This window comes from Treponema pedis (assembly GCF_017161325.1).
Taxonomy (GTDB): domain Bacteria; phylum Spirochaetota; class Spirochaetia; order Treponematales; family Treponemataceae; genus Treponema_B; species Treponema_B pedis.
This window is the reverse complement of sequence record NZ_CP045670.1, coordinates 140,761-166,075: the sequence shown is the minus strand read 5'-3', so window position 1 is coordinate 166,075 and position 25,315 is coordinate 140,761. Positions and strand designations below refer to the sequence as shown.

Here is a 25,315-nt window from a genome sequence, read left to right as displayed (position 1 = left end):
TATACGTTTATATTTCCAATTTTTATTATAAGTATGGAAGGAGGAAAATTCCCATACTTACAAATGCTTTCCGATAAAAATCACACTTTAAAATTTTCTTGCGGTTTGGTAAGTAAATACAGCCGCCAATAATACTTGACGATAAAGAACCTAGTTCTTTACTTAATTTAACGGAATCAAGATAGCCGTTACGCTTTTTAAAATCGCAAGGAAGCCAACGGGATTTTTCACTTGAAAGAGAAAAACCTATAGCATTTATTTTTTCGGCATTCTTTAAAGGGCTTAAAGAAAGAGTTGTAGTAAAAAAGTCAAAACCTTCCGCCTCCGCTCTTTTTGCGGTTTTTTTTATGCGTAAAAAATAGCAGCGCATACATCTTTCACCTCCTTCGGCACAATTTTCCAAGCCTTTTGAAACTTCAAAAAATTCCTCGGGAAAATATTTTTCTTCAATTACGGATATCGGAAATTTATTATTATAAATTTGTTTTTCATTATTATAAACCGAAATAAGATGTTTTTGCTCTTCCGCCCGCTTAAAATATTCTTCGGCGGTATCTATATTGGGGTTATAATAAAAAACCGTTATTTTAAAAAAACAGGCCAGTTTCAATATAGCCGAAGAACTGCACGGAGCGCAGCACGAATGTAAAAGAACGGAATACGGGTTTTCTCGCGGAGGTAAATTTAAAATAACGTCTTGCATTTGCTTATCGAAATTATTTTTTTGATTGTTCATTGTTGATATGCGAATTTGAAAGAAGAAGTTGGGCTTTTTCCGTTAAAACTTTAATATATGCATCCAAATCCGGTATTTCGGAAACCGAAAACCTGAAGCCTATAGCTCCGGGGTGCCCTCCTCCGTCCATAATTTTCAATTCGGTCAAAATCGGTCGTAAATCTATTCCCTTAACTTCTTCCGAGGCTCTGAGCCTAAATTGAATTTTATCGGAAATTTCCGGAGGGTCAAAATATACCGAAAGCCCCAATCCGTGAGCTTTATCGGCAACGGCATCGGTAGCCATTTTTACGACACCGACAAACTGAGTATATTCTATAAAGGTATTTATATCATTAGATTTTTCTTTATTTAAAACAATAACACCTACATTTTTAAAAATATAAGAAAGCTCCATAATCTTTTTATAAATTTTGCTTTCTTCTGCAGAAAGGGTCTCCAAAACTTTTAAAATTTCTTCAACGGAACTTATATTACCGCTGTTTTTATAAAATTTATCGGATAACATCTTATTGAATTTCTTTAAAAAATAATCGTAAAAAGCCTTATCGCGCCGTTCGGAAAGATAATTTCCGAATTTCGCATCTCCTATCATTCCCGTAAGCATAGCAAGAACAATATTTCTTGAATAAAGATTTTCAATTCCGTATCGCTTTAAAACTGTAGGGCGGGCTTCCAATTTAACACACATTTGGGCAATTATTTCACATGTACTTGAGGCTCTCATAGTCAGCCTATAATCGGGGTCTCCCGAATAATCCGCATCTGCCGTAAAATGATGGTCCAACTCTATTTTCGGTATATCGGGCATAGCTAAAAGCTTCTTTCCGTACCCGCCGGCCGAAATCATTTCCGGCTTCGGAGTATCCAAAATAAAAATGGCATCGGGTATTTTTATTTTTTTCAGCTTTTCGGTAAAAATTCTAATTTTGTTATAATTACAAATACCTACAAAAAAATTAAGCTGAGGCGGAATCGGTTTTTCCAAAAATATACACACTTCTTTAGAAAATTTCCTTAATAATAGCCCCAAGGCTACAAGAGAGGCTATACAATCCTCATCGGCGTATTCGTGCCCCAAAAGTAAAAAATTACGCTTGGAAAATATAATATCGAAAATACGCTCCATAACGGCATTTTTTTCTTTAATGCTTAGAGGAATAATTTTTTCGCGCTTGCTTACATTAGGCTGTACAGCTTTCATAGGGAGCATTATATCACGTTTTAGTAAAATATCCAATATTTTTCATACTTTTTTTAAAATAAATTTTAAATTTTACTTGTAAAATATCCGTTTTTGATGTACTTTATATGTATGGAAGCAAAAAAACAACTTCAAAAAGGTACTATTATTTCGGAAAAATTAAAAGAACCGGATAATTATAAAATCATTCTTATAAATGATGATTATACACCTATGGATTTTGTAGTAGCTATTCTTATAGAACTTTTTAATAAATCTCCTGAAGAGGCGGAAATTCTTATGATGAAGGTACATAACACGGGAGAAGCCGTTATAGGAGTTTATGTTTACGATATAGCAACCACAAAATGCTTTCAAGTATTAACCGCGGCGAAAAATAACGGCTTCCCGCTGCAATGCAGGATAGAAAAACTATGAAATTAATGATAAGCGATACGGTTCAAACCATTTTTAATGAAGCTACTTTAGAAGCAAAAAAACATAAACATGAGTTTGTAACGCCGGAACATGTGTTGTGGGCTATGATGTTCCACCCTAAAATATTGGAGCTTTTTACTCTTTCGGGTGCGGATTTAGGTTATATGCATGACAGCACCATGGATTATCTTAAAAATAAAGTCCCTTATTTTCCTCAAGATAAAAATGATGAGCCCGTACAAAGTTTGGGGCTGCAAACGGTATTTGACAGAGCCGTGGATTATTGTATAAATTCCGGGAAAAAAATAATAAGTTTTAACAACCTTGTCGTAGGCCTCTTTGACGAAGATAAAAACCATTGTTCTTTTTTTATGAGACAGGGGGGAATAAACCGCCTGCGTCTTTTACAGCTTTTAAGCACGGATGAATTCTATGATGACGGAGAAGCCGATGTAAACTATGTTGAATGTGCAAGTCAAAAAAATGAAGGGCAGCTGTTTGTCGAAGTTGAAACTATAGAGGGCGGTATAGGAATACACGAAAACGACCGCAGTATAAGAGCCTTTCAGGATTTTATACAAGGGCAAGTAAAAAATAACGGTAAAAGTAACGGAAAAAATGACGATATGAATTTTTCAAGACAAAGCGGCGGAAGAAAAAAAACTAAAACGGTTCTTGAAAGGTTTACCGTAAATTTAACGGAAAAAGCAAGAGAGGGATTACTTTCTCCTCTTATAGGCAGAACGGAAGAAATAGAAAGAACGATTCAGATTTTATGCAGAAAGCAAAAAAATAACGTACTTCATGTGGGAAGTGCGGGGGTCGGTAAAACCGCAATAACGGAAGGTCTTGCTCAAAAAATTGCGGAAGGCAATGTTCCTTCTTTTTTAAAAGATGCGAATATTTATGCTGTAAGTATGTCCGATTTAATGGCAGGTTCCAAATTTAGGGGAGATTTTGAAGACCGCTTAAAACATATAGCGCGTGAAATTGCAGCTGAAAAAAATTCCATTATGTTTATAGATGAAATTCACACTGTAATAGATACAAACGGCGGCAGCGGTATTGAAGCCCCGGATTTGTTAAAACCTCTTTTAAGCGGCGGAAAAATACGCTGTATAGGGGCTACCACTTATGAAGAATATGAACGTTACTTTTTAAAAGATAAGGCCCTTGCACGCCGCTTTCAAAAGGTCGATATAGAAGAACCGTCGGAAGACGAAGCTTTAAAAATTCTGCAAGGATTACGCAGCTCTTATGAGGATTTTCACCGCGTACGCTATAGCGATGAGGTTTTGCGCGCTGCGGTTCATCTTTCGGCACTTCATATCCGCGAAAGATTTTTACCGGACAAGGCAATAGATTTAATAGATGAAGCGGGAGCTCTTTTAAAAATCAGGGCGGATAAAAATAAATTTGAGCATTCTCTGTCGGAAGAAAGATTTAAAACTGTGCCGCAAACGGAAACCGCCGAAGAACTTTTACAAAAGACGGAGGCGAAAGAAGCAGTAAACCCCGAAAACGGTTTTACTCAAGTAAGCGTTTCGGATATAGATAAGATTGTAGCAAAAACCGCAAAAATCCCTGAACAGGCGGTTTCGGTAAACGAAACGGAAAAGCTCAAAAACTTTGAAGAAATTCTTTCCAAAAAGATTTTCGGACAGGCGGAAGCAATTACGGGCGTAACAAAGGCGGTAAAAAGGTCAAGAGCGGGCTTTAGGGCCAAAGAAAAACCGGTTGCAAACTTTTTATTTGTGGGACCTACCGGAGTAGGCAAAACGGAACTTGCAAAAACCCTTGCCGAAGAACTCGGTGTTCCGCTTCTCCGTTTTGATATGAGCGAGTATCAGGAAAAACATACCGTAAGCCGCCTAATAGGTTCGCCGCCCGGCTATGTCGGCTTTGAAGACGGAGGTCTTTTAACCGAATCCGTCCGTAAACAGCCCAACTCCGTTTTACTTTTAGACGAAATCGAAAAAGCTCACAGGGATATTTATAATATTCTTTTACAAATTATGGATTATGCCACTCTTACGGATAACCAGGGCCGAAAAGCGAGTTTTAATAATGTTATTTTAATTATGACAAGCAATGCGGGTTCATCGGAAATCGGAAAACCGCTTATCGGGTTCGGAGGGGATACCGTTTCGGAATCCGCAATAGATGAAGCGGTGGAAAAAACTTTTACACCCGAATTCAGAAACAGGCTCGATGCGGTTATAAAATTCGGTCCGCTTACCATGCCGGTAATGAGCTTAATCGTTAAAAAAGAAGTGGAAAAAATAAAAACTCACCTTGCCGAAAAAGAAATTGAACTTGAGCTTTCAAATGAGGTTATTCCGTTGCTCGCGGAAAAAGGTTATTCGCCGGAATTCGGAGCAAGAAATGCCGCTCGTTTGGTAGAAGATGAATTCGTAACGCCTCTTACCGATATGATTTTGTTCGGTACCGCAAAAAAAGGAGGGGCGGTATCATGTACGGTTGCAAATAAGAGTAAAAAGCCTTATTTGAAGTTAAATGTTAAATAAAACGGATTTTATACCCTAAAATTTATAATTTATCCGTAACAAACATTTATTTATATTGACTTTTTTTTTGTTGTATGCTACAGTAATTTATGCAAAACAGGAGGCATTGACAAAAATGAATAAAGTATATACAATCCCCCCCCCCCCCCCCCAATCAAAAAAATAAAAACCGTATAAAATTTTCCATAAGAAAAAAGTTAATTTCAATCTTTGCCGTTTCCATTATAACACTTATATTTTTTATCTCTACCGTATTGGGATTTCAAATTAAAAAATCCGATATGGAACGCTTCAGTAAAAATATGCAGCAAAATATAAAATTAATAGAATACGGAATAAACATATTCTTTAATGATACAAAATATATGCTGACTATGCTGTCGAACCACCCGGACGTGCGCAATGCCGATGACAGTTTTAACAAGTATATATCCAAGACGGAAATATCCAATGTAGATACGATTGAAAAAAGTGAAAAAGAAAAAAGAGTATTTAATTTATTTAAAAATATACATAAAAGTTATCCTCATTATATGTGTGTTTTTATGGGTACCGAATGGGGCGGATATACATCAACATGCGATACGGCTCTATCCGGCGGGTATGACCCCAGAAAACGTCCATGGTATGAAGCGGCTTCCAAGTCCGTCGACAAACCGATAATTACCGAGGCTTACAATTCCACGGCGGGAGATACGGTAATCTGCCTTTCCCATAGCGTCTTTTCTTTTCAAAATGAACACATCGGAAACGTAAGCATAGAAGTAACTTTAAAAACATTAACCGAAATGCTTAAAAAACTTACAATCGGAAAAACGGGCTATATTATGCTGATACAAAACGACGGAACAATATTGGCGGACCCCAAAAATAACTCTTTTAATTTTAAAAATATAAAAGAAATAAATGTTCAGGGTTTTAGCGATTTAAGCGGAGCGGATTCGGGAAATATAACCGTAGAGATGGACGGTAAAAAATGGATTACGGAAATATATACAGTACAAACTTTAAACTGGAAGCTGATAGCTTTTATGGAAAAAGACGAAGTTTTTTCGGAATACTATCAGGTTTTACAATCTATATTTACCGTAGGCATCTTATTATTAATTATATTTTTAACCGTTTCTTTAATTTTTGCACTTCATATTACAAAACCTCTGAATATTGCCGTTAAAGCGCTAAAAAATATAGCCGAGGGAGAAGGAGACTTAACGGCAAGACTTATAATTAACGGAAACGATGAAATTACCGAGTTATCGGAATATTTTAATAAGACAATCGAAAAAATAGGTTCATCTATACAAACGGTAAGCAATAATACCGATTCTATGCAAAATATAGGAGATGAACTTGCAAGCAATATGACTGAAACTGCAAGTTCAATACATCAAATAAGTACAAACATCGAAAGCGTAAAACGTCAAGTACTCAATCAAGCGGAAAGTGTTGCGGGAACGGCTTTATCTATTGAAGAAATTATAAATACGGTTAAAAGACTAAATTCAGGTATAGAAACGCAGGCATCAAGCGTAGCGGAGTCTTCTTCCGCAATTGAACAAATGGCTGCAAATATAATGTCCATTACTCAAACACTGGAAAAAACCGATGAAATTATTAAAACGCTTACTTCCGCTACGGCGGACGGAAAAGATACTATTTTAAACTCGAACAGCGTAACACAAAAAATTGCGGAAGAATCCGGAAGTTTATTGGAAGCCTCAAGCGTTATTCAACATATTGCAAGTCAAACAAATCTTTTAGCAATGAATGCCGCTATTGAAGCTGCCCATGCGGGAGAAGCAGGAAAAGGCTTTGCCGTTGTTGCGGACGAAATACGTAAACTTGCGGAAGAATCCAGCAGTCAGGGAAAAACCATCACTACGACACTTAAAGCTTTATCCGGAGAAATAGAAATATTATCCGCCGCTTCCAAAACGGTTGAAGAAAAATTTAATGCTATTTTTTCCATAGCGGAAAATGTTAAATCTATGAGCAGCCGAATTATGGAGGCTATGTATGAGCAGCAAAACGGCAGTAAAGAAATACTTACCGCAATACGCGATATCAACAACGTAACGGCGGAAGTTAAAACAGGCTCGGAAGAAATGTTAAAAGGCGGTGAAAACGTCGCAAAAGAAATGAGTAAACTCGACGGACTAACCCGTATTATCTCAGAAAGTATGAACGAAATGGCCTGCGGCGCGGTACAAATAAATAATGCCGTACAGGAAGTAAACGGAATAAGTCAAAAAAATAAACAAAGCATAGAAAATCTTGTAAGCGAGGTAAAAAAATTCAAAGTATAGAATAAAAAATTTGTGCCATTATGTCGGTTTTTATATATGCGGATTCTTTTCGACAACTTTTCCTGATATGCCGAAAAAACCGCATATTAAAAATAAATATATATCATGGAGGTATGTGATATGAAGCTTGAATTGGGGAAAATCTTTATTAAAGATATCCGATTTGACGAAAAAACTCACGTAAAAAACGGCATTTTATATGTCAATCAAGATGAAGTAAGAAAACTTGTACTTGAAGATGACAAACTTATAGGTTGTCATCTTGACATAGCGACGCCGGGTGAGCAAACAAGAATTACACCCGTTAAGGATGTAATAGAGCCGAGAGTAAAAATATCCGGAGGGGAAATATTTCCCGGAGTTATCGGAAAGGTAAGTCCTCAAGTAGGCTCGGGAAGAACTCATGTTCTGGAAGGCTGCTGTGTGGTTACCGTAGGTAAAATTGTCGGATTCCAAGAAGGTGTTATCGATATGGCAGGACCCGCTGCGGAATACTGCCCGTTTTCGAAAACCGTCAACCTATGCGTTGTAGTGGAACCTGCGGAAAATCTTGAAACTCACGTATATGAAAAAGCCGCCCGCATTGCAGGTTTAAAAGTAGCTGCATATCTGGGAGAAACCGCAAGGAATTTGGAACCTGATGAGCTTATAATATACGAGACCAAACCTATATTTGAACAGGCCGCTATGTATCCCAATCTTCCGAAAATAGGATATATACATATGTTGCAATCGCAAGGCTTGCTGCACGACACATATTATTACGGTGTAGATGCAAAACAGTTCATTCCTACATTTATGTATCCTACCGAAATTATGGACGGAGCAATAGTTTCAGGAAATTGTGTCGCTCCCTGCGACAAGGTTACCACCTATCACCACTTTCACAATCCCGTCATAGAAGACTGCTACAAACATCACGGAAAAGACATTAATTTTATGGGCGTTATATTGACAAATGAAAACGTTTTTCTCGCAGATAAAGAGCGGCATTCCGATATGGTTGCAAAACTGTGCAACTGGATGGGACTCGACGGAGTTCTTATCACCGAAGAAGGATACGGAAATCCCGATACCGATTTGATGATGAATTGCCGAAAGGTCGAAAAAGCGGGAACCAAGGTGGTTCTTATAACCGACGAATTCCCCGGTAAGGACGGAAAATCGCAATCCCTTGCCGATATATGCGAAGAAGCCGATGCCCTGGCTTCATGCGGACAGGGAAATGCAACACTTAAATTTCCCGCCATGAAAAAAGTAATCGGAACACAAAAGTTTATTGAAATGCAGATAGGCGGTTGGGACGGATGCGTAAACTCCGACGGAAGTTTTGAAGCGGAGCTTCAAATCATTATTGCTTCTACAATTGCAAACGGCTTTAACAAGCTGGCGGCAAAAGGATATTGATAAAAGGGAGGTTAAAATGGCTAAATATAAAGCAGTTCATTATATCAATCAATTCTTTGCAGGTATAGGCGGCGAAGAAAAAGCCGACCATTTACCCGAAATACGAGAGGGTATTGTAGGCCCCGGAGCCGGTCTTAAAACCGCTCTCGGAAACGATTTTGAAATCGTCGCCACCGTAATTTGCGGCGACAATTATTTCGGAGAAAATTTGGAAGCCGCTACAAAAACCGTAATAGATATGGTAAAAAAAATATAACCCTCAACTTTTCATAGCGGGGCCTGCTTTTAATGCGGGCCGCTACGGAGTTGCCTGCGGAACAATTTGCAAAGCTGTTGAAGAGCAGCTCGGCATACCGTCGGTTACCGGTATGTATGTAGAAAATCCGGGTACGGATATGTTCCGTAAAGATTTAATTATAGTGGAAACCCCCAACTCGGCAGCCGGTATGTCTAAAGTATTACCTGTAATGGCGGCTTTAGGTAAAAAACTGGTATCGGGAACCGAAATTTTAGGGCCGAAAGAAGAAGGCTATATCGAAAGAGGTATACGGGTAAATTACTTTGCCGAAGAAAGAGGCTCCGAAAGAGCTATTAAAATGCTTCTTAAAAAATTAAAAGGCGAACCGTTTGAGACCGACCTGCCTATGCCCAAATTCGATAGGGTTGCTCCCGCCGCCCCCGTAAAAGATATACGCAAGGCGAAGATAGCGATAGTTACTTCAGGAGGTATTGTACCTACCGGCAATCCGGATCACATAGAATCTTCCAATGCAACAAAATGGGGCAAGTACGATATCAGCGGTATGGATAAACTTTCGGCGGATAAGTTTACTTCCATTCACGGAGGATACGACCGCCAATTCGCAATAGCAAATCCCAATGTCGTAGTTCCTCTGGACGCATTAAGAGAGCTTGAAAAAGCGGGTGAATTCGGAGAGTTGGTAAATTACTTTTGCTCCACGACGGGAACGGGAACGGCTACCGCTTCAGCCGCAAAATTCGGAAAGGAAATCGGTCAGATGTTTATCGATGAGCACGTGGACGCCGTTATCCTTGTTTCTACGTGAGGCACTTGCACGCGTTGCGGTGCAACGATGGTTAAAGGCATAGAAAAATACGGTATTCCGGTTGTTCATATGGCTACGGTAGTTCCCATATCTCTTACGATAGGGGCCAACCGAATTATTCCCGGCATAGGAATACCGTATCCACTCGGAGACCCGCCACAAGGCGAAACGGACAGTTATAAACTGAGGGTTTCCATGGTAAAAAGAGCTTTAAAAACTCTTCAAACACCCGTAGACGGACAAACCGTATTCGAAAAATAATTCAAGATATATAAAAATAATACGGCAGGTAAATTTACTTGCCGTATTTTATATCTGTCAGGAGGAATATATGAGTAAAGATTTTAGTTTAAAACGTGTATTTATACTTGCAGGAGCCGTTATAGCATTTACTATAGGTTCAGGTTTTGCAACGGGACAGGAAATAATACAATATTTCACCGCCTACGGATTACACGGGCTTCTTACCGTACTTTTATTTGCCGTATGTTTTATTTATTACAATTACAATTTTGCCGCGGCAGGAGCAAAAGAAAAGTTTGAAAAAGGAAACGATATATACAAATTTTATTGCGGAAAATACATAGGAACGGCTATGGATTACTACTCCACACTATTTTGTTACATGTCGTTTTTCGTAATGGTAGGCGGAGCCGCTTCCACACTTAACCAACAATACGGATTCCCGAAATGGACGGGCGGAGTATTGCTTGCGGTACTTACTATCGTTACCGTTGTAGGAGGGCTTAACTCATTAGTTGATAAAATAGGTTTGGTAGGCCCGGCTATAGTAGTTTTATGTATTGCCATAGGCTGTATAACTATTATAAAAGACGGTGTCAATATAGGTGAAGGATTGGAAATTCTTAAAAACGGAAACTTTGCAGAAGCCGGAAACTCAACTATAAAAAATGCGGGTCCCAATTGGATTATATCAGGTCTTTCCTATGCGGGCTTTGTATTGTTATGGTTTGCAAGTTTTACCGCCGCTCTTGGAGCAGTAAATAAAAAAAAGGATATTGAGTACGGAATATACATAGGCACCCTGGCAATATGCCTTGCAATTATAGTCATCATGTTTGCACAAATTGCAAATATAAATACCGAAGGTATAAATACAAAAAATATTTTCGTATGGAATGCCGATATACCGAATTTAATTCTTGCAGAATATATATGGAAGCCGTTTGCCTCAATATTTGCCGTAGTAGTATTTGCAGGAATTTACACTACAGCAGTCCCCCTTCTTTACAATCCGTGTGCGCGCTTTTCAAAAGAAGGGTCAAATCAATTTAAAATACTGACAATCGTACTGGGCATTTTAGGTTTGATTATCGGTCTTTATCTCCCGTTCAGAGTTTTAATTAACATTATTTACGTCATAAACGGATATGTCGGAGCGGTACTTATCGTTTTTATGTTGTGGAAAAACATACGCAATATAACCGTAAAAATAAAAAATAAGTCATAAACCGTTAAATTTATAAACGGGGCAGGAATACAGCCTGTAAGGCTTTCCGAAAAGTTTCCGCCGTTTCACGGTAAAATAAATTACTAAGCGGCGGCGGAAACTTTTAAACTCCCTGTTCCTAAAAGATTTTTTCATACCGTTTCATTTTTTTTCGTGTTAATTCCCTTAAGCCGACACAATAAAAATATTCCGTCTTATAGCCGTATCGGCCATTCACAATACCTATAGCATTTATCTTTAATATATGTTATACTTTATCATCGGTATCTTATTAAGGCAGGGAGAAAATATGGCCGCAGGTGAAAAAAAGCGTATCTTGGAATTACCGCTGAAACTCATTTTAACGCAGGAAGGGTCAACATTTTTTATCAAAAGAAATAAAAAACTGTTAAAATTCAAACTTGCGGGTAATGTTGAAGAATACGGTATTTCACTCGAAAAATTTATTCCGGAAACTATACAACGCCTTCTTTTAACCGACTATATCTCGAAAATAGAAATTTCAAAACCTGAATTTGTCTCTTCCCGTCAAGAAGTTATGGACCTTTCAAAACTCATTGTTTATTCGGTTTTATACAAACAATATGACGAATTTATTTTTAAACAAATTCTCGCTTCTCCCGTCATAAAAAAATGGAACAGGCAAAACCCTGCAAGTATTGTGGACGAAAAAACTCATATTAACGAAAGATTTTTAGCAAATATTTTACAAAAAAATGAAAAAGTAATTTATGATGCAAAAAATGAAATTCTTAATCCTCTTATTACCTTTATAATGAAAAACAACTCTCTTTCTCCTGAAGAAAAAAATATCCAGCTTTTTTTAAGTGAAAAATTTCTAAACAATTTACGTCCATTTACATGGTTTATTATTACCAAATTCCGCTCCAACCCCGATTTCGACCAAATTTTAAAGGCTATCCGTACAGGTCTTGTAGAATATATGGATAAAACTAAAATTGCCGAATATATAGCTTTAATGCTTATGGAGTTGATTTTAAGCGCTGAAAATATGAACCTGCATAAGGAAGCGAAAATTTTATTTCCGGAATTGGGCGACCCGCAGGAAGCCCTTTTTGACCCTGCAATAAGGCGGAGACTTGTAGCCGAGCTTGAACGCAAACGGGAACTTGTATTCGTTTCGTGGAAAATAGGCGGCTCCGGTTTAGGCACTCAGGGAAAAATACAGGTAACCCTTTACAGTAAAAATGAAAAATCCGAAGCCGTACGGGCAAACTTTAATGATATCAAATCCGCAGATGTAGATAAAAATTCGCTCATAGATTTTTACAGGGCCCTACCTGAAGGTTCGGAAGATACCGGCTTAGGTATGTATTATATTTCTTACTTAAACGATGCATGCGAAAAAGTAAACGTCCGCTTTGAATCAAGTGCAAGTCGTTTTGAAGATTCCGACCTTACGGTTATGAATATGTCTTTTATGTTTTAATCGAATATGAAAAAAATAAATCACTCTTTTTTTATCTTTATCGCTTTTATATTTTTACAAATAAACTGCTCGTTTAAGCCGCCTGTAATTTCGGAATTTTCAATCAAACGTTTATTGGTGGAAACCGAAAATGAAAATTTCGCGGAACGCCTTTCCGTATTTTCTCTTTATACCGACGAAGACGGAAAAAACGATTATAATTCCGTTACGGTAATTCATACTGAAAGCGGATTAAGTTGGGTACTAAACAGAAACAATTCTTCTTTTTTTATTTCCGTAGATAACACGGAAAATGCGGGACAAAAAAAGCTTTATGCAGGCTCAAATAAAATAGCCCCGCCGTCAGGAGGCTTTCCCGAAGGAACATACTCGCTAATTGCGGAAGATTTATCGGGAAATCGCGATATTAAAACTTTTAGCTTAAATAAAACGGAGGAAAAAAGAGCTTTACCCTTCTCTTTTAACATTACGGAAAACACTTGGACTGTACAAACACATGAAAATACGGAACTGTTTGAGTTTTCGCTTATTTTACTCGGAGCCGACAAACAACCTATATTCGCAAAAAAACTTGATTTATCCGCCGAGATGAACGGTAACCTTTTACAGCTGAAAGAAGAATACGGCGATGCAAGATACATTCAATGTATGCTGGAATTTGCAAACAATAATTTTGCATATTTAACAAAACCTTATAAACTATATTGATTATGAACAATTTAAATAACGATAAACGGACGGAAGGCGACTTTACATTCCGTTCAATTAAAACCTTTGTAATGCGGTCAGGCAGAATGACAGAATCGCAAAAACGAAATTATGCGGCATTTTACGATAAATGGTGTTTGCCTTACGATGAAAAACTTTTAGAATTTAATTCCATATTTAAAAATGACAATCCGGTAATTATAGAAATAGGCTTCGGAATGGGAAGCGCAACTTCACAAATTGCGGAAGAAAACCCGGATAAAAATTATCTCGGAATAGAAGTCTTTAAAGCCGGAGTCGGAAAATTATTGGGCGAAATAGAAAACAAAAAACTTTTAAATTTACGCATTATAGAACACGATGCAATTGAAGTTTTGGAAAAAATGATACCCGATAAAAGTTTAGCCGGGTTTCATATCTTTTTTCCCGACCCTTGGCAAAAAAAACGCAATCACAAACGGCGCCTAATAAGAAGACCCAGAACGGATTTACTTGCTTCAAAATTAAAGAAAAACGGCTATATTTATATGGTAACCGATTGGGAAGACTATGCACATGACGCATTCAGCCGGCTTTCGGATACACCGAATTTAAAATCGGAATATGAATACTTTGCGGAACCGCAAAAAATACGGCCTACAACAAAATTTGAACAAAAAGGTTTAAAAAAGGGGCATATCATAAGAGAGCTCTTATTTAAAAAGGAATAAACGGAAACGGACGGTTTCCCGAAGTATACGGGAAATATACGGAAAGAATAAAAAATTAAGGTTAAAATAAGCGGCGGATATTTAAACCGCTTATTTTAACCTTATCAAACTTCTATGCTACAACGGAGGCTTCTTCGGCAAGCTCTTTAATGTAGCCCGTTCTAACACACAAGTTAAAAAGTTCCTTATCGATAAAGTTTTCGCTTATCTTTTGATACCCGGCTTTATCCATACAAATTCTAATCATGTATCCCGATTCGCTTTCCTGCAAAATTGTACAGTAAGAAAAATCTCCTTGAGCGCTTTTTATTGCATATAATTTCATAGTAGCCTCCGCAAATTGTATTAAAAGAAATCCGCTTTTTTTTTGCGGTTCCTTATATACATTTTCGGTATACAAAAAAATAGCTTTAGTATATAATAATGTTATGTACACGGACGCTCACATTCATATATTGGATACGGTTGAACAGCTCATAAACGGCGGTATTAAGGATGCGGAAAAATCGGTTTTTTGTAAAGATTCCGTATTTTGCGCTTCCGCCGATACGGCAAGCCGGTTTAAACTTCAAAAAAAAATTTGCAGTGAAAATAATTCCGATTTTATTCTTTCCTTCGGAATTCACCCGCAAAACCCGGTTACGGAAGAAATCCCTTTTTTGGAAGAGCTCATTTTACAAAAAGGTATTTCGGCCATAGGAGAATGCGGTTTTGATTTTTTTGAAGAAAAATATAAGGCGAATGTACAATCTCAAATAAAAGTTTGGAAGGTACAGTTAAAACTTGCACAAAAAACGGGCTTACCTATGGTTATTCACTGCCGTAAAGCCATGCACCTTCTTTTCGAGGAATGCTCCGGTTTAAAAAAGGTATCATCGGTGATTTTTCACGGGTGGGCAGGCTCAAAAATAGAAGCCGCTTCTTTTTTAAAAAAAGGTGTCAATGCTTACTTTTGCATAGGAAAGGGATTATTACGCGGACAAAAAGCCCAAATGGAAGCCTGCCTCAATATCGAACAAAAAAGACTTCTTACGGAAACCGATTCCCCGTATATGACATTAAAGGGAGAACCTTATTCTCTTCCCTCCGATATAAAAGAAGTAGTTAAAAAAGCCGCAACAATACGTTTAAAAACCGCTTCCCCTCCCGAAGCGGAAATTAAAGAATTTAAAATGAATATTTATGAAAATTTTAAAAGAGCCTATAATTTTCGGCTTTAAGTTTATCGGTATCTTTAAAAACTTCAGTTAAACTTAAAAAGGCTCCTTATGCTTAATCTTCTTTTTCATTTTCCTGCTTTGTAATCTTTTTAATTAAAGGCGGAATTAAATAGCTCACCCCTAAAAGAGCGGAGCCGAAAATCAAAGACGATATTACTTTAAAAAATATGCTTATCGTGTAAAAATCGATAAAAATAAGTTTTGCAGCTACAATGACTATAAGCACAAGAGCGGTGTACACCATATTTTTATCGGCTCTTACTAAATAAAACACAAAAACCGATATGGAATAAAAAGCCCAAAGCAAGGTAAGAACGCCGCCGTTTCGTAACGGAAGATAAATATCGATAACACTAAAAAAAACAAAAATAACAGTTCCGGAAGTAAAATAAAAGATTTTATTTATCTTAAATTCCAAAATTATCTTTAAAAAAATTAGGGAATTACAAATATTAAGTAATACGGAAAAAAGATTTATTCCTTCCTCTTCTTTTATGCCGATAAAATAAAAAAATACATAGTATACGGAAATCAAAAATAAAGCTGCAATTTTACTTATCTTTAATGTTTTCAATACCTCATTTGTTTTAAACTTATAAAATTTATCGATTATCAAAATAAACAGTACGGAAAGTAAAATACCGTATCGCACATCTCCAGTTATCTTAAATACATCGAATAAAAAAAACTTTAATACAATAAAATAAAATGAAAATAAATACATAAATTTATTTAAAGATGTTTTATCTTTAAATAAAGAAATCAAAATAACTCCTAAAGCAATCATAAATTGAAGTATAACGGAAAGAGTTAAATTATTATATTGAAAATAAAAGTTTAATCTGTTTATATCAAGCAATAAAAAAAATATTACCGATATGGGACAGGCATATAAACTTTGTTCATAAAATATATTTTTTGTTTTATAATGAAGCAAATTATATAAGCCGAATAATAAAACCGTAACAGCGGCAAATATCAATATCATATATTTTGAAATATCATAACCGAAAATAAAAAAGTTATTCGGTTTTACTGAATTATAAATGTGAAGTAAACTTATAATAAAAATATAAACTTGCAAAACAAAAGTTTGAAAAAGTTTTTTAGATTTTTCTTTTTGAAACGGCACGCTTAAAAACATAGGAACAAAGTATAAAAGCGACTGAAAAAACAATCTTGAAAAAGAAACGGAATAAAAATTCCACAGTAAATTTATCAATGCCGCCGTATAACCTGCCGCAAACATAATATGAACCGGAAGCATCAATTTGTTTTCCGGATTTTTTCTCCAAAGCCAATATAAAAAAAGACTTACCGCTAAAACGGCGGCAGGCTGAATACTGAAACTCAAACAATCCAATATGCCGCAATAAACCGAAGTTAAGGCAAGGGCAATATATGTATAGCTTAAATTAGATAGGCGGTTTTTATTTATTGAAATATATGCCGTTGCCGTATAAACCGAGGCGGCCGTAAAATATGCAATACCGTTCGGAACGGGATTATAGTTTGAAAGGTTAAATACGAAAAATATTGTAAATACATAATTTATAACAGCTGCAAAAACCGAATATATTTTATCCGAATGTTTTTCGCTTCCGCATAAGTGAAAAATAAAATCAGGTAAAATATTTATTGTCCACAAAACGCAAATAAGAGTTAAAAACATTCTTGCTTCCGCAATATTAAAATTAAATTTTATAACAAGTATTGATAAGGCTATAAACAGTGAAACAACCGATGAAAACTGTAAAATTCTCCAGCGTTTAAAAAAATATATTATTGAAGAAAAAACCGAAACGGCAAAAACATAAAACCCGAAACCGGTTAAACCTAAAAAGTTTAATCCCACTGCAAAGGGTATAATTAAACTTCCTGAAAGGGCTATAATTGCAATCGCGGGATACGAGGTAGTCATTGAAAGCGAATAAGCCGAAGCCGTAATAATGCTTAAAAATACAAAGGCCCAAACATCTCCCAATATTCCGTAATGTAAATAGGCGGCATAAGCCGTAATATAAAAAACCGCAATGCCTCCGCCTAAAAGGACTTGACTTAAAATTATTCTTTTTTTTCCGTTTACATATAACCCCAAAGAAACAAGAAGAGCTCCTCCTGCACAACCCGCCATTAAAGCTACATTTTCCGTAATATAGCCGTTATTATAACCGAGTTTAAAAATATAACCTATCCCGATTAAAAGTAAGATAATTCCGAGTTTGGAAATAATAGATTCTATTGAAAATAAATTTTTAAAAAAAGAAGCGGCTTTTGATTTTTTTTCAATACGGCGTTTTTCAGGTTCTGAGTTTTCTTTTCCCATATAAAAAGAATTAGCCTCATAACTTACCTTCGATTTATCGTTTTCAAAGGCGGTCCGCTTATTTGCACTTAATTTTTCATTTTCCTCCCGTGTATTACAGGCGGCAGGCTCATTATATGCGGAATTCCCTAAATCGGAGCTGAATTGTCGGTACAGCACCTTAAGCTTTTTTATCTCGTTTTCCAATATTTTTATTTTCCTGCCGTTTACGGCAAGTTTTATTAACACATATACTAAACATAGGAATAATAAACATACTGAAAAAATCAAACGTAAAAGAACCGACACAGGTTAACCCTCCTTAATTCATATCTTACTTTTTCCGCGCAAAAATTATACTGCTTTTTTACCTCCGGCCTTTTCCAATCTCTTATCGGCAAGAGTAAACAATTTTCCTGACTTTATAAGATAAATTCCAAAACCTAAAAAAACTATAAACAATACAATACCGGCAATCTTCATAACACGGCTTCCGGTAGCACCGAAAAAATACACAAGACCGAACAAAACGGAAATATTACATAAGGCGGCTATTAAATCGTAAACGGCAAATTTATAAAAAGGATATTTTACAAAACCGCTTGTAATTGAAACTACATTACGCACTCCGAAAGGTATAAAGCGCGAAATTATATAAGTAAAAATTCCATACTTTTGCAATGCGGCTAAAAGGCGGTAAGTATTATCTTTTTTAATGACTTTAGAAAATACCCCCATCGAAAACGAACCCTTGGCTATTAACCTTCCCCAAAAATATACCATATAATCGCTTAAAACCGCACCTGCGTAAAGAGCAATTAAAAATGAAGGAACGGAGGCTTTTTCCTGTTGACACATAACCGCAGACATTATAACCAATACATCTTCGGGAATTGGAAGATTAAAACCTCCCAAAACAAGACCTATAAAAACGACAAGTGGAAAATAACTTATATAGTTACCTAGCCAATTCAAGATTGCAAAAAGCATAATTTTAATTTTATACTATTTTGCTTAAAAATTCAAGCTCTCCGAGCCATATTTCGGAAGAAGAATCGGAGGGCATAACCCATGCGCTGCGCGGTGAAAGGCTAAAACCTATAACATCAGCCCCGTCGGCCGAACATGAACGCTTAAATTGCTGAGAAAAAAACGTTTATAAAAATTTTAAGAGTGTCTAAAATTTCCTGATGCGAATATTTATCCTTGAAAGCGGTACTTGCAAGAAAAAAACTTTTTTAACCGAAAAAGCGTTTTTAACCGTATGATAAAGAAAAAAATCGTGAAGCTCATAAGCTCCTATTATATTTTCGGTTTTTGTGAAATTTTTCCGTCTTCCGGAGGAAGGAGCTCTGGGCTTACCGGTGTTGAAATTATATCCGAAAGAATATTTTTTAAAAGTTCTTCATTTTTTCCGTCTTTAAAAAATATTTTATTTTCCGCAAAAAAATTAATACAGACCTTAATTAAAGTTTTAGGTATTGAAGAATTAAGCTCATACATTGAAATATGGTCTCCGTTATAAGTCGTCCAACCTAGAGCCGCTTCGGATAAGTCTCCCGTACCCAACATAATGCCTCCGACTTGGTTCGCCTTATCCATTAAAACTTGCGTACGTTCCCTTGCCTGCGCATTTTCATAAGTTATATCCCGTTTTTCCGCATTATGCCCGATATCGGCAAGATGCAGTTCCACCGCCTTTCTTATAGGGATTTCCAAAACCGTACAATCCAAAAGAGTGGCCAAGGCAACAGCATTATTTTTTGTTTTTTCCGTAGTACCGAAACAGGGCATACTAACGGCATATAAATTCTTATGCGGAATACCTAATATGTCAAAACATTTTAATGCGGAAAGAAGAGCCAAAGTGGAATCGGAGCCTCCTGAAATACCTAAAACGCATTTCGTGCAGCTAAGATGCTTTAATCTCTTTGCCAATGACAAAACTTGAAAATCAATGATTTCAGAACAGTAATTTTTATAGACAACAGGTTCGTCCTCTTTATCGCATTCCGGCAAAAACGGGATTTGTATGTACTTTGCGCAAAAGAGTCTTAACTTTTTCTTTTCGTCTTACGGCATTTAAATCTTTTACATTGATTTCTACAAAATTAAATTGAATAAAGCGGCCGGGTTCGGTTTTTATTCGTGTTTGATGTTTCGAGTTTCCCGTTTGCAAGTTGCGGATAAATTCAAAATCCATATCGGAAACGGAATAAACGGAAAAATTTCCCGCAGGTTCAGTTAAAACCGAAGCCGATTCCAATTCGTTTCCGGCTTCAAAAATACCCGTTTCACCCGCAAAAACATAATCCGTAGTAGACTCCCCCGCCCCGCAATTTGCAACGATTAAACCTATGTTTTTTCGTTTTGATAAGGCCTTATATTTTGTTTTAAATAATTTAAAAGAAAAAGCATAAGAAGGTTCGGCAAGCGGGGCTAAAATAAAATCCGTTCGGGGGAGGACGGAGGTATCTTCCGTGCCGTCCTCATAATACAAGCTGTTTACGGTAAAAGAAAAAGAAGAAAAAAGCCGTTTTGCAGTAAATATAAAACCCGATGAAAACGGAATATTTTCTTCTCCGATATAATCCATATCGGGAAAATCCGGTACGGAAAAAAAAGGCGTTAGCATTTTTGAAATCCGCATAGGAACTATTGCAGCTATATGTCCGTTATGTATTACGGCTTCCGCAGAATAAAGGTTTCCCTTATGCAAAATAGGAAACCCTACAACGGCGATAATTTTTAAATCTGCGGTTTTACGCGCAATAGTTTTAACGGCTATAAAGGACTCTTGAAGAAGGCTTTTTTGCTTAAAAAGGTGTCCGCAAGAAGCGGAGGTTAAAACCAATTGCGGAAATAAAATAATATTTACTCTATTTTGCTCAGCCTTTCGTATCTCCGATAAAACGGCATCGGTATTTACTGCAATGTCTGCAACAGTGCAAAAAGGAGACGCCGCCGCAATTCTGACAAAACCCAATTCTTCAATATCGAAATTTACTTTTTCAGCCATTATTTTTACTCTTTTTATTTAAAACCGCAAGAACGGCCATTGCAATAATAGAGCCTGCAATCATTATAAAACAAAAAATTTGACCGGTGGAAATGTTTTTCCATGATTCATAAATATAAATATTTGTAGAACCCGAAGCGGAAATTTTATAACCCATATTTGCATCCGGTTGACGAAAATATTCTATAAAAAAGCGAAAAAGTCCGTAGCCCAGCGTATAAACACAAACTAAAAAACCGTTAAACGGCTTTTTTTTACGTAAAAACCATAAAATAGCCCATAAAACAATCCCTTCGAAAAAAGCTTCATAAAGCTGGCTCGGGTGCCGCGGTAAATTTATAATCGAAGCTCCTTCCTGAACGGCAATCCCCGCTTTTTCGGCGAAGGCCCTAACCCATTCTTCTCCTAAAAAAAACTTATCGCTTTCGGGAACCTGCGGAAAAATCATTCCTATCCCGCTTGTAGTAATTCTTCCGTAAAGCTCTCCGTTTGCAAAATTTCCGAAACGGCCGAAGGTATAGCCTAAGGGTATTGATACCGCCATTAAATCGGCAACGGCGGCAAAATTGAATTTATTCTTTTTTGCCCATAAAAGAACACCTAAAAAGCCCCCTATAAAGCCGCCGTGGTACGATATTCCCTGAAAGCCCGTAAATACCCACTTACCGGAAGCATCTTCCATAAAAGGCCAAAAAATAAGCCACGGCCTCGGAAGGTATTCTTCATAATTATAAACAAGAGTCCCGAAAATTCTTGCCCCCAAAAGGAGCCCCGCAATGCCCCAAAAGAAAACATCTATCACATCTTCTTGGCTCATTGTTTTTACGCTTCCTGAATATTTTTCAAATTCCCCTTTTTTCACTTGATAACGATATAAAAAGTATGCCGTCATAAATGCAAAAAGATACATAAGTCCGTACCAGCGTAACAAAGGAAAACCGGGTATAATTTCCGGTTTAAGCCACTGAGGATATTTAATTGCTAAAATCATTTTTTTCTCCCATAAAAACTTTATTTACTCGTCATGCAGGGGTGAACAAACAATTTGTCCCGTCTTTTCGTCAAACGTAAAAAATACATGATGATGAGTTTCCATAACTTCAAAATATCTTCCGTGACTTTCAAGAACAACTCCGGGATAAACATCCCCTGAAACTACTATTTTGGACGGAATATGAGTTTCAAAATTTTCTTTTAAATTGAATATTCTGATTGTAAGCGCACTGTTGCGCTTAATAAGTTTTACTTTACGCGTTCTAAGTTCTTCTATATTTAAATTGGGTTCAGAAGATTTTAATTTTTTATCGATTTCGTTAAGCTCGGCAATATTTTCCGCCATTTCTTTTTCACGTACTTCTATTTCATCTTTTATAAGATAATCCTGACCGAAAGAAATTATTGTACGTATGGTTTTTTTTGCTCCCAATTCTTTTACGGAGCAGCCCTTTGCCGCATGGATATTGCCGCCCAAAAGTACGCCCGGAGAACCCGTAAGCGAAAGGCTCCCGTTTGTTTTTACAAGACATTTAAAGCAATAATTTCCTATTTTTATATTGCTGCCTGAAAAAATCCTCGCATTTTCCGCATAATGAAGATTTGCCGTGTTTTTTGCCCAAACGGTACCGCTGCCTTTTCCGTTTATTCCTCCGTTTAAATTAACCGAAGTTTCAGAGTAAATAAGCGATTTTTCGGCATTCCCCGTAACGGTTAAATCGCCTAAAGCCTTTATTTTTCTTCCGTCCCTTACATCGCCTGTAATAATCAAATTACCCGGAAAAATTATATCTCCCGTTTTTTCATCAATGTCGCTGTGAATGGATTTTAAAGAGGAAATTAAGAGCTTATTATCAAAGCGTGTAAGTTCCCCGGAAACGGAGGCGTAAAATTTAGCCTTGCCGTCTTCTTCGACAAATCTTATTGAATCGTCATATTGAGGCAGTAAAACGGGATAAGCGTTTTTAGGGTCTATAGGTTTACCGTACACATCTTTTCCCGCCTCCCCTTTTACCGAAAGAGTTGCCGTTAAAATTAAAGCGTCTTTTTCTACAGTCGCCGTATTTTGCCCTTCTTCAAAATTCGCCGCCCATTCAAATTTATATGAATTTGCGGCTACCGCAGGGATACCCTGTAAAAAAACAAATTCCGCTTCTTCACTTTTTTTTCTTGCAGCCTCGATAATTTCAGTTATTTTTTCATCGGTTATAGTATCCAAAAGGCCTACATCATTTAAGGCTTTTTTTACACCCATAATCGAAAGCCTCTCCCCTGCACCCAGTCCCGATTCTATAATTAGAGAGGCTTCCATTTTGTCTATGCTTACTACAGCCCTGATTTTTGCGTCCCTATACGGAACAATTCTCAATTTTAAGCCTCTTTCAGTATTTGCAATCAGTAAAAGTCCCGTAACTCCAGCTCTTAATTCGGAATGGGATTGTACGATATTTCTAAGGTCCAGCAAAAAAGGGTCGTTTCCCTGAAGGCCCGGAATAGTTTTTCCGTAAATATCGGAACCGGCTTCTCCCGCATCGGATTCTTTAAGCTCATAGAGTAAATCATCTTTTTGAACGGTTGTAAGAGTTTCCGCTTCGGAGAGGGGATAGTCCTTGTCGGTTGTAGGATTTTCAACGTCGGCAGAACGCAGCTCAAGATTTTTTAACCTGTCGGCAAGACGGACAACTTCATGCTGCGGAATTTGCTCAAAATGGGCTACAAGTTTTTTATCGGCACCGCGCTTCGGAGGAGTTCCTTCCGCAATTATTTGTAAAAACTCCATTGACGGAGAATTTATAAATTCCGATATGCCGCTTTTTATTTTTTGCATATCAAGATTAATAATATTGCTGCGCTGAAGAAGCCTGTTTATAATTTGTAAGTCTACGGCAGGTTCGGCATTTGCAGCCTTTCTTATATACAACTTTGCTTCCGTCTTATCGGAGTTGACAATCAGCCTGGCATCAAAATCGGGAGAAAGTTCAAGCGCAAGGGGTATAGGTTTTTCAGCCGAATCGGAATTTTTTTGCAAATAAGACGATATCGCATCCTTTCCTATCATGGAATACGGCGAAAGCCCAGCTTTTTCGGCAGCTTCACAAATTTCTTCAGGAGAAGGCATTTCGGAAGAAATCAACTTTTCCGAAAATACTAAAAACCATTTACCCGTACTTTTATGTTTTTGTATTGCCCAATTTTTTATTCCCATATTTCTTACCTTATACGATAAAACCCGCCTTAGCGGCCTTTAATATTTTACTTTTTAATAAAAGATTTTCATTTTTTAAAGCCGTAATTTCAAATTGCTGTGATTTTATAATCTCGCTCATTTCGCCGGCAGATAAAACCTCACCGCCTATAAGCTCATCCAAATAACTCATCTTGGATTTAAAGTCGGTTTCGGCTTCGGCTTCCGCAGATAAAAAAGAATAATTTGCGAACTCTTCAAATTCTTCTTCGGTATAGTTATCGCCCTCCGCTTGAAGAATTTTTTCGGCAATCCGGTAAATCGCTTGAGAAATCATTGCTTGCGGTTTATATACAAGCACGGGAAGTCTTGAAGAAAGAGCCGTATCCTGAATGGAATCGTTATAAATTATGCCTAAGTGTTCGATATCAATATTTAAATACTGTTTAGCCGAACGTCGTATTTTTAAAGCCTTTTCCGCATCTTTAGGGTCGTCAATCATATTCATTACTATACGGGGTTTAAAACGGGTAAACTTTTTTAAAAACTTTTCGGTATTTTTCGGGTCTATTTTATTAACTTCTTCGGTAAGGGAGGGAATATAAAGCCGCTGCATACTTTTCGCGTCCGTTTTCAGATTTTCTAAAAACAGACCTCCCTTTGATTTAACGGGAAAAGAAGCGCACATCATTCTGAAAACGGAATTTTTTAAAAATACATAAGCGTCCAAAGTTGCAGTTACGGACGGAGAGGTAATAATAATTCCGTTCGGAGACATTAAAAAAAAGTCTAAAATACCGAGATGAGTCCCTGCACCCAAATCCAAAATAAGATAATCGGTCTCAAGCTTCAGCAATTCTTTAACCAAGGCGTTTCTTTGATAAATTTTTAAAGCTGCAAACCCGGGAATTTCGGAATCTCCGGGAATAAAGCGCAAATTTTCATATTCCGTATCTATTATGATATCTTTAAATTCCGAAGATTTTGTAAGAAATGTGCCTATTCCGTCTTTTTTCCCCTGTACGCCTAAAACCAAATGAAGATTTGAAGCTCCCAAATCCAAATCGGCCAACACTACTTTTTTTTCCGCCTGCCCTAAGGCAATTGCAAGATTTGCGGCAAAAAGGCTTTTTCCGACGCCTCCTTTTCCGCTGGCTATCGGAATTATTTGCATAACGACCTCTCCCTCAATAGGCTGAAAACCAAAATAAAGGTATCAATCGGTAAAAATATCCATGTCAAAATAAACTGAAATCTGAAAGTCCCCATTTTAACCGAATCCGAACCTATCATTGCGGAGGTTTTTATTAAAAATAAATAGGCTGCAATTATACAAAAGAATTTAATGAGAGCGATTATTTTTAACAGCGAATGAAATTCCTTTTCATTACTTAAAAGCATAAAGAAAAAAACTGCCGGTAAACAAATAAGAGCAAGCCCCGTAAAATCAAAAAGGGAAAAAACCGGAGAAAAACTTTTTTGTGAATATGCAGATAAAACCGCTCTTGCGGTTTCGCAAACAAGCCCCGCAGCATACAATATAAAGGGTAGAAATCGTCTCATATTTACAGTTTACTTGAACTATTACC

The 25,315-nt window shown here is 36.9% G+C and carries 20 protein-coding genes and 1 pseudogene; 10 read left to right on the top strand and 11 right to left on the bottom strand.

The features are described 5' to 3' along the window. Positions 1-25: 25 nt before the first annotated feature. Positions 26-736 (bottom strand): epoxyqueuosine reductase QueH, encoded by a 711-nt coding sequence (locus DYQ05_RS00780; RefSeq protein ID WP_206183650.1) that lies wholly within the window; start codon positions 734-736, stop codon positions 26-28. Continuing rightward, positions 717-1,976 (bottom strand): DHH family phosphoesterase, encoded by a 1,260-nt coding sequence (locus tag DYQ05_RS00775; RefSeq protein ID WP_252723440.1) that lies wholly within the window; start codon positions 1,974-1,976, stop codon positions 717-719. The genes DYQ05_RS00780 and DYQ05_RS00775 overlap by 20 nt, the downstream gene beginning before the upstream one ends. Before the next feature lie 75 nt (positions 1,977-2,051). Here DYQ05_RS00775 and DYQ05_RS00770 point away from each other — a divergent pair, with 75 nt between their 5' ends. From DYQ05_RS00770 to trmB, 9 genes and pseudogenes are all read left to right on the top strand, one after another. Then, positions 2,052-2,357: an ATP-dependent Clp protease adaptor ClpS gene (locus DYQ05_RS00770; RefSeq protein ID WP_020963960.1), complete on the top strand. Its 306-nt coding sequence runs from the start codon at positions 2,052-2,054 to the stop codon at positions 2,355-2,357. After that, complete coding sequence (gene clpA, locus DYQ05_RS00765; protein ID WP_206183649.1) at positions 2,354-4,885, top strand: ATP-dependent Clp protease ATP-binding subunit ClpA; 2,532 nt, start codon at positions 2,354-2,356, stop codon at positions 4,883-4,885. Before DYQ05_RS00770 ends, clpA begins: the two co-directional genes overlap by 4 nt. A 173-nt stretch (positions 4,886-5,058) precedes the next feature. Continuing rightward, a complete protein-coding gene (locus tag DYQ05_RS00760) occupies positions 5,059-7,191 on the top strand; it encodes a methyl-accepting chemotaxis protein (protein ID WP_435372826.1) in 2,133 nt (710 codons plus the stop codon). 120 nt (positions 7,192-7,311) lie between these two features. Beyond that, the gene (gene grdG, locus DYQ05_RS00755) at positions 7,312-8,598 is read left to right on the top strand and encodes a sarcosine reductase complex component B subunit alpha (RefSeq protein WP_206183648.1); all 1,287 of its coding nucleotides are present in this window, start codon (positions 7,312-7,314) and stop codon (positions 8,596-8,598) included. Between the two features lie 16 nt (positions 8,599-8,614). Then, positions 8,615-9,926, top strand: a pseudogene (gene grdF, locus DYQ05_RS13415) (sarcosine reductase complex component B subunit beta). Between the two features lie 70 nt (positions 9,927-9,996). Next, complete coding sequence (locus DYQ05_RS00735) at positions 9,997-11,136, top strand: YkvI family membrane protein (protein ID WP_206183646.1); 1,140 nt, start codon at positions 9,997-9,999, stop codon at positions 11,134-11,136. Between the two features lie 289 nt (positions 11,137-11,425). Next, entirely contained in the window at positions 11,426-12,586 is a 1,161-nt protein-coding gene (locus tag DYQ05_RS00730) for a DUF8084 family protein (RefSeq protein WP_024465162.1), read from the top strand. A gap of 6 nt (positions 12,587-12,592) precedes the next feature. Beyond that, on the top strand, positions 12,593-13,294 hold the full coding sequence (locus DYQ05_RS00725; RefSeq protein WP_206183645.1) for a hypothetical protein: 702 nt from the start codon (positions 12,593-12,595) through the stop codon (positions 13,292-13,294). 86 nt (positions 13,295-13,380) lie between these two features. Then, entirely contained in the window at positions 13,381-14,004 is a 624-nt protein-coding gene (gene trmB / locus DYQ05_RS00720; RefSeq protein ID WP_024468133.1) for a tRNA (guanosine(46)-N7)-methyltransferase TrmB, read from the top strand. 112 nt (positions 14,005-14,116) lie between these two features. Here the strand turns inward: trmB and DYQ05_RS00715 are convergent, their stop codons facing one another. Next, positions 14,117-14,329: a hypothetical protein gene (locus DYQ05_RS00715; RefSeq protein ID WP_020963949.1), complete on the bottom strand. Its 213-nt coding sequence runs from the start codon at positions 14,327-14,329 to the stop codon at positions 14,117-14,119. Between the two features lie 103 nt (positions 14,330-14,432). Between DYQ05_RS00715 and DYQ05_RS00710 the strand changes: the two genes are divergently transcribed. Further along, positions 14,433-15,224: a TatD family hydrolase gene (locus tag DYQ05_RS00710; protein ID WP_029410206.1), complete on the top strand. Its 792-nt coding sequence runs from the start codon at positions 14,433-14,435 to the stop codon at positions 15,222-15,224. 52 nt (positions 15,225-15,276) lie between these two features. On the opposite strand, the gene DYQ05_RS00705 is transcribed toward DYQ05_RS00710, so the two are convergent. From DYQ05_RS00705 to DYQ05_RS00675, 8 genes are all read right to left on the bottom strand, one after another. Continuing rightward, positions 15,277-17,838, bottom strand: coding sequence for a DUF2339 domain-containing protein (locus DYQ05_RS00705; protein WP_206183644.1), 2,562 nt, complete (start codon positions 17,836-17,838; stop codon positions 15,277-15,279). Between the two features lie 45 nt (positions 17,839-17,883). Further along, positions 17,884-18,519, bottom strand: a complete 636-nt coding sequence (locus tag DYQ05_RS00700; protein ID WP_020963946.1) for a DedA family protein — start codon at positions 18,517-18,519, stop codon at positions 17,884-17,886. Between the two features lie 312 nt (positions 18,520-18,831). Next, the gene (nadE, locus tag DYQ05_RS13410; protein WP_252723439.1) at positions 18,832-19,467 is read right to left on the bottom strand and encodes an NAD(+) synthase; all 636 of its coding nucleotides are present in this window, start codon (positions 19,465-19,467) and stop codon (positions 18,832-18,834) included. Positions 19,468-19,531: 64 nt separating this feature from the next. Beyond that, on the bottom strand, positions 19,532-20,548 hold the full coding sequence (locus DYQ05_RS13405) for a hypothetical protein (protein WP_252723438.1): 1,017 nt from the start codon (positions 20,546-20,548) through the stop codon (positions 19,532-19,534). Further along, a complete protein-coding gene (lgt, locus tag DYQ05_RS00690) occupies positions 20,541-21,539 on the bottom strand; it encodes a prolipoprotein diacylglyceryl transferase (protein ID WP_029409786.1) in 999 nt (332 codons plus the stop codon). The genes DYQ05_RS13405 and lgt overlap by 8 nt, the downstream gene beginning before the upstream one ends. A gap of 24 nt (positions 21,540-21,563) precedes the next feature. Continuing rightward, entirely contained in the window at positions 21,564-23,747 is a 2,184-nt protein-coding gene (locus tag DYQ05_RS00685) for a FapA family protein (RefSeq protein WP_020963943.1), read from the bottom strand. Between the two features lie 10 nt (positions 23,748-23,757). Continuing rightward, a complete protein-coding gene (locus DYQ05_RS00680) occupies positions 23,758-24,900 on the bottom strand; it encodes a nucleotide-binding protein (RefSeq protein WP_020963942.1) in 1,143 nt (380 codons plus the stop codon). Beyond that, the gene (locus DYQ05_RS00675) at positions 24,891-25,289 is read right to left on the bottom strand and encodes a hypothetical protein (RefSeq protein WP_194077141.1); all 399 of its coding nucleotides are present in this window, start codon (positions 25,287-25,289) and stop codon (positions 24,891-24,893) included. Before DYQ05_RS00675 ends, DYQ05_RS00680 begins: the two co-directional genes overlap by 10 nt. Positions 25,290-25,315: the final 26 nt, after the last annotated feature.

What these genes read in the sequence shown, in the direction of transcription:
- DYQ05_RS00710 (WP_029410206.1), top strand. Translation starts at nt 14,433, where the DNA reads ATGTACACGGACGCTCACATTCATATATTGGATACGGTTGAACAGCTC.
- DYQ05_RS00780 (WP_206183650.1), bottom strand. Translation starts at nt 736, where the DNA reads ATGAACAATCAAAAAAATAATTTCGATAAGCAAATGCAAGACGTTATT.
- clpA (WP_206183649.1), top strand. Translation starts at nt 2,354, where the DNA reads ATGAAATTAATGATAAGCGATACGGTTCAAACCATTTTTAATGAAGCT.
- DYQ05_RS00680 (WP_020963942.1), bottom strand. Translation starts at nt 24,900, where the DNA reads ATGCAAATAATTCCGATAGCCAGCGGAAAAGGAGGCGTCGGAAAAAGC.
- grdG (WP_206183648.1), top strand. Translation starts at nt 7,312, where the DNA reads ATGAAGCTTGAATTGGGGAAAATCTTTATTAAAGATATCCGATTTGAC.
- trmB (WP_024468133.1), top strand. Translation starts at nt 13,381, where the DNA reads ATGACAGAATCGCAAAAACGAAATTATGCGGCATTTTACGATAAATGG.
- DYQ05_RS00700 (WP_020963946.1), bottom strand. Translation starts at nt 18,519, where the DNA reads ATGCTTTTTGCAATCTTGAATTGGCTAGGTAACTATATAAGTTATTTT.
- DYQ05_RS00735 (WP_206183646.1), top strand. Translation starts at nt 9,997, where the DNA reads ATGAGTAAAGATTTTAGTTTAAAACGTGTATTTATACTTGCAGGAGCC.
- DYQ05_RS13405 (WP_252723438.1), bottom strand. Translation starts at nt 20,548, where the DNA reads ATGGCTGAAAAAGTAAATTTCGATATTGAAGAATTGGGTTTTGTCAGA.
- DYQ05_RS00675 (WP_194077141.1), bottom strand. Translation starts at nt 25,289, where the DNA reads ATGAGACGATTTCTACCCTTTATATTGTATGCTGCGGGGCTTGTTTGC.
- lgt (WP_029409786.1), bottom strand. Translation starts at nt 21,539, where the DNA reads ATGATTTTAGCAATTAAATATCCTCAGTGGCTTAAACCGGAAATTATA.
- DYQ05_RS00725 (WP_206183645.1), top strand. Translation starts at nt 12,593, where the DNA reads ATGAAAAAAATAAATCACTCTTTTTTTATCTTTATCGCTTTTATATTT.
- DYQ05_RS00685 (WP_020963943.1), bottom strand. Translation starts at nt 23,747, where the DNA reads ATGGGAATAAAAAATTGGGCAATACAAAAACATAAAAGTACGGGTAAA.
- DYQ05_RS00715 (WP_020963949.1), bottom strand. Translation starts at nt 14,329, where the DNA reads ATGAAATTATATGCAATAAAAAGCGCTCAAGGAGATTTTTCTTACTGT.
- DYQ05_RS00730 (WP_024465162.1), top strand. Translation starts at nt 11,426, where the DNA reads ATGGCCGCAGGTGAAAAAAAGCGTATCTTGGAATTACCGCTGAAACTC.
- DYQ05_RS00770 (WP_020963960.1), top strand. Translation starts at nt 2,052, where the DNA reads ATGGAAGCAAAAAAACAACTTCAAAAAGGTACTATTATTTCGGAAAAA.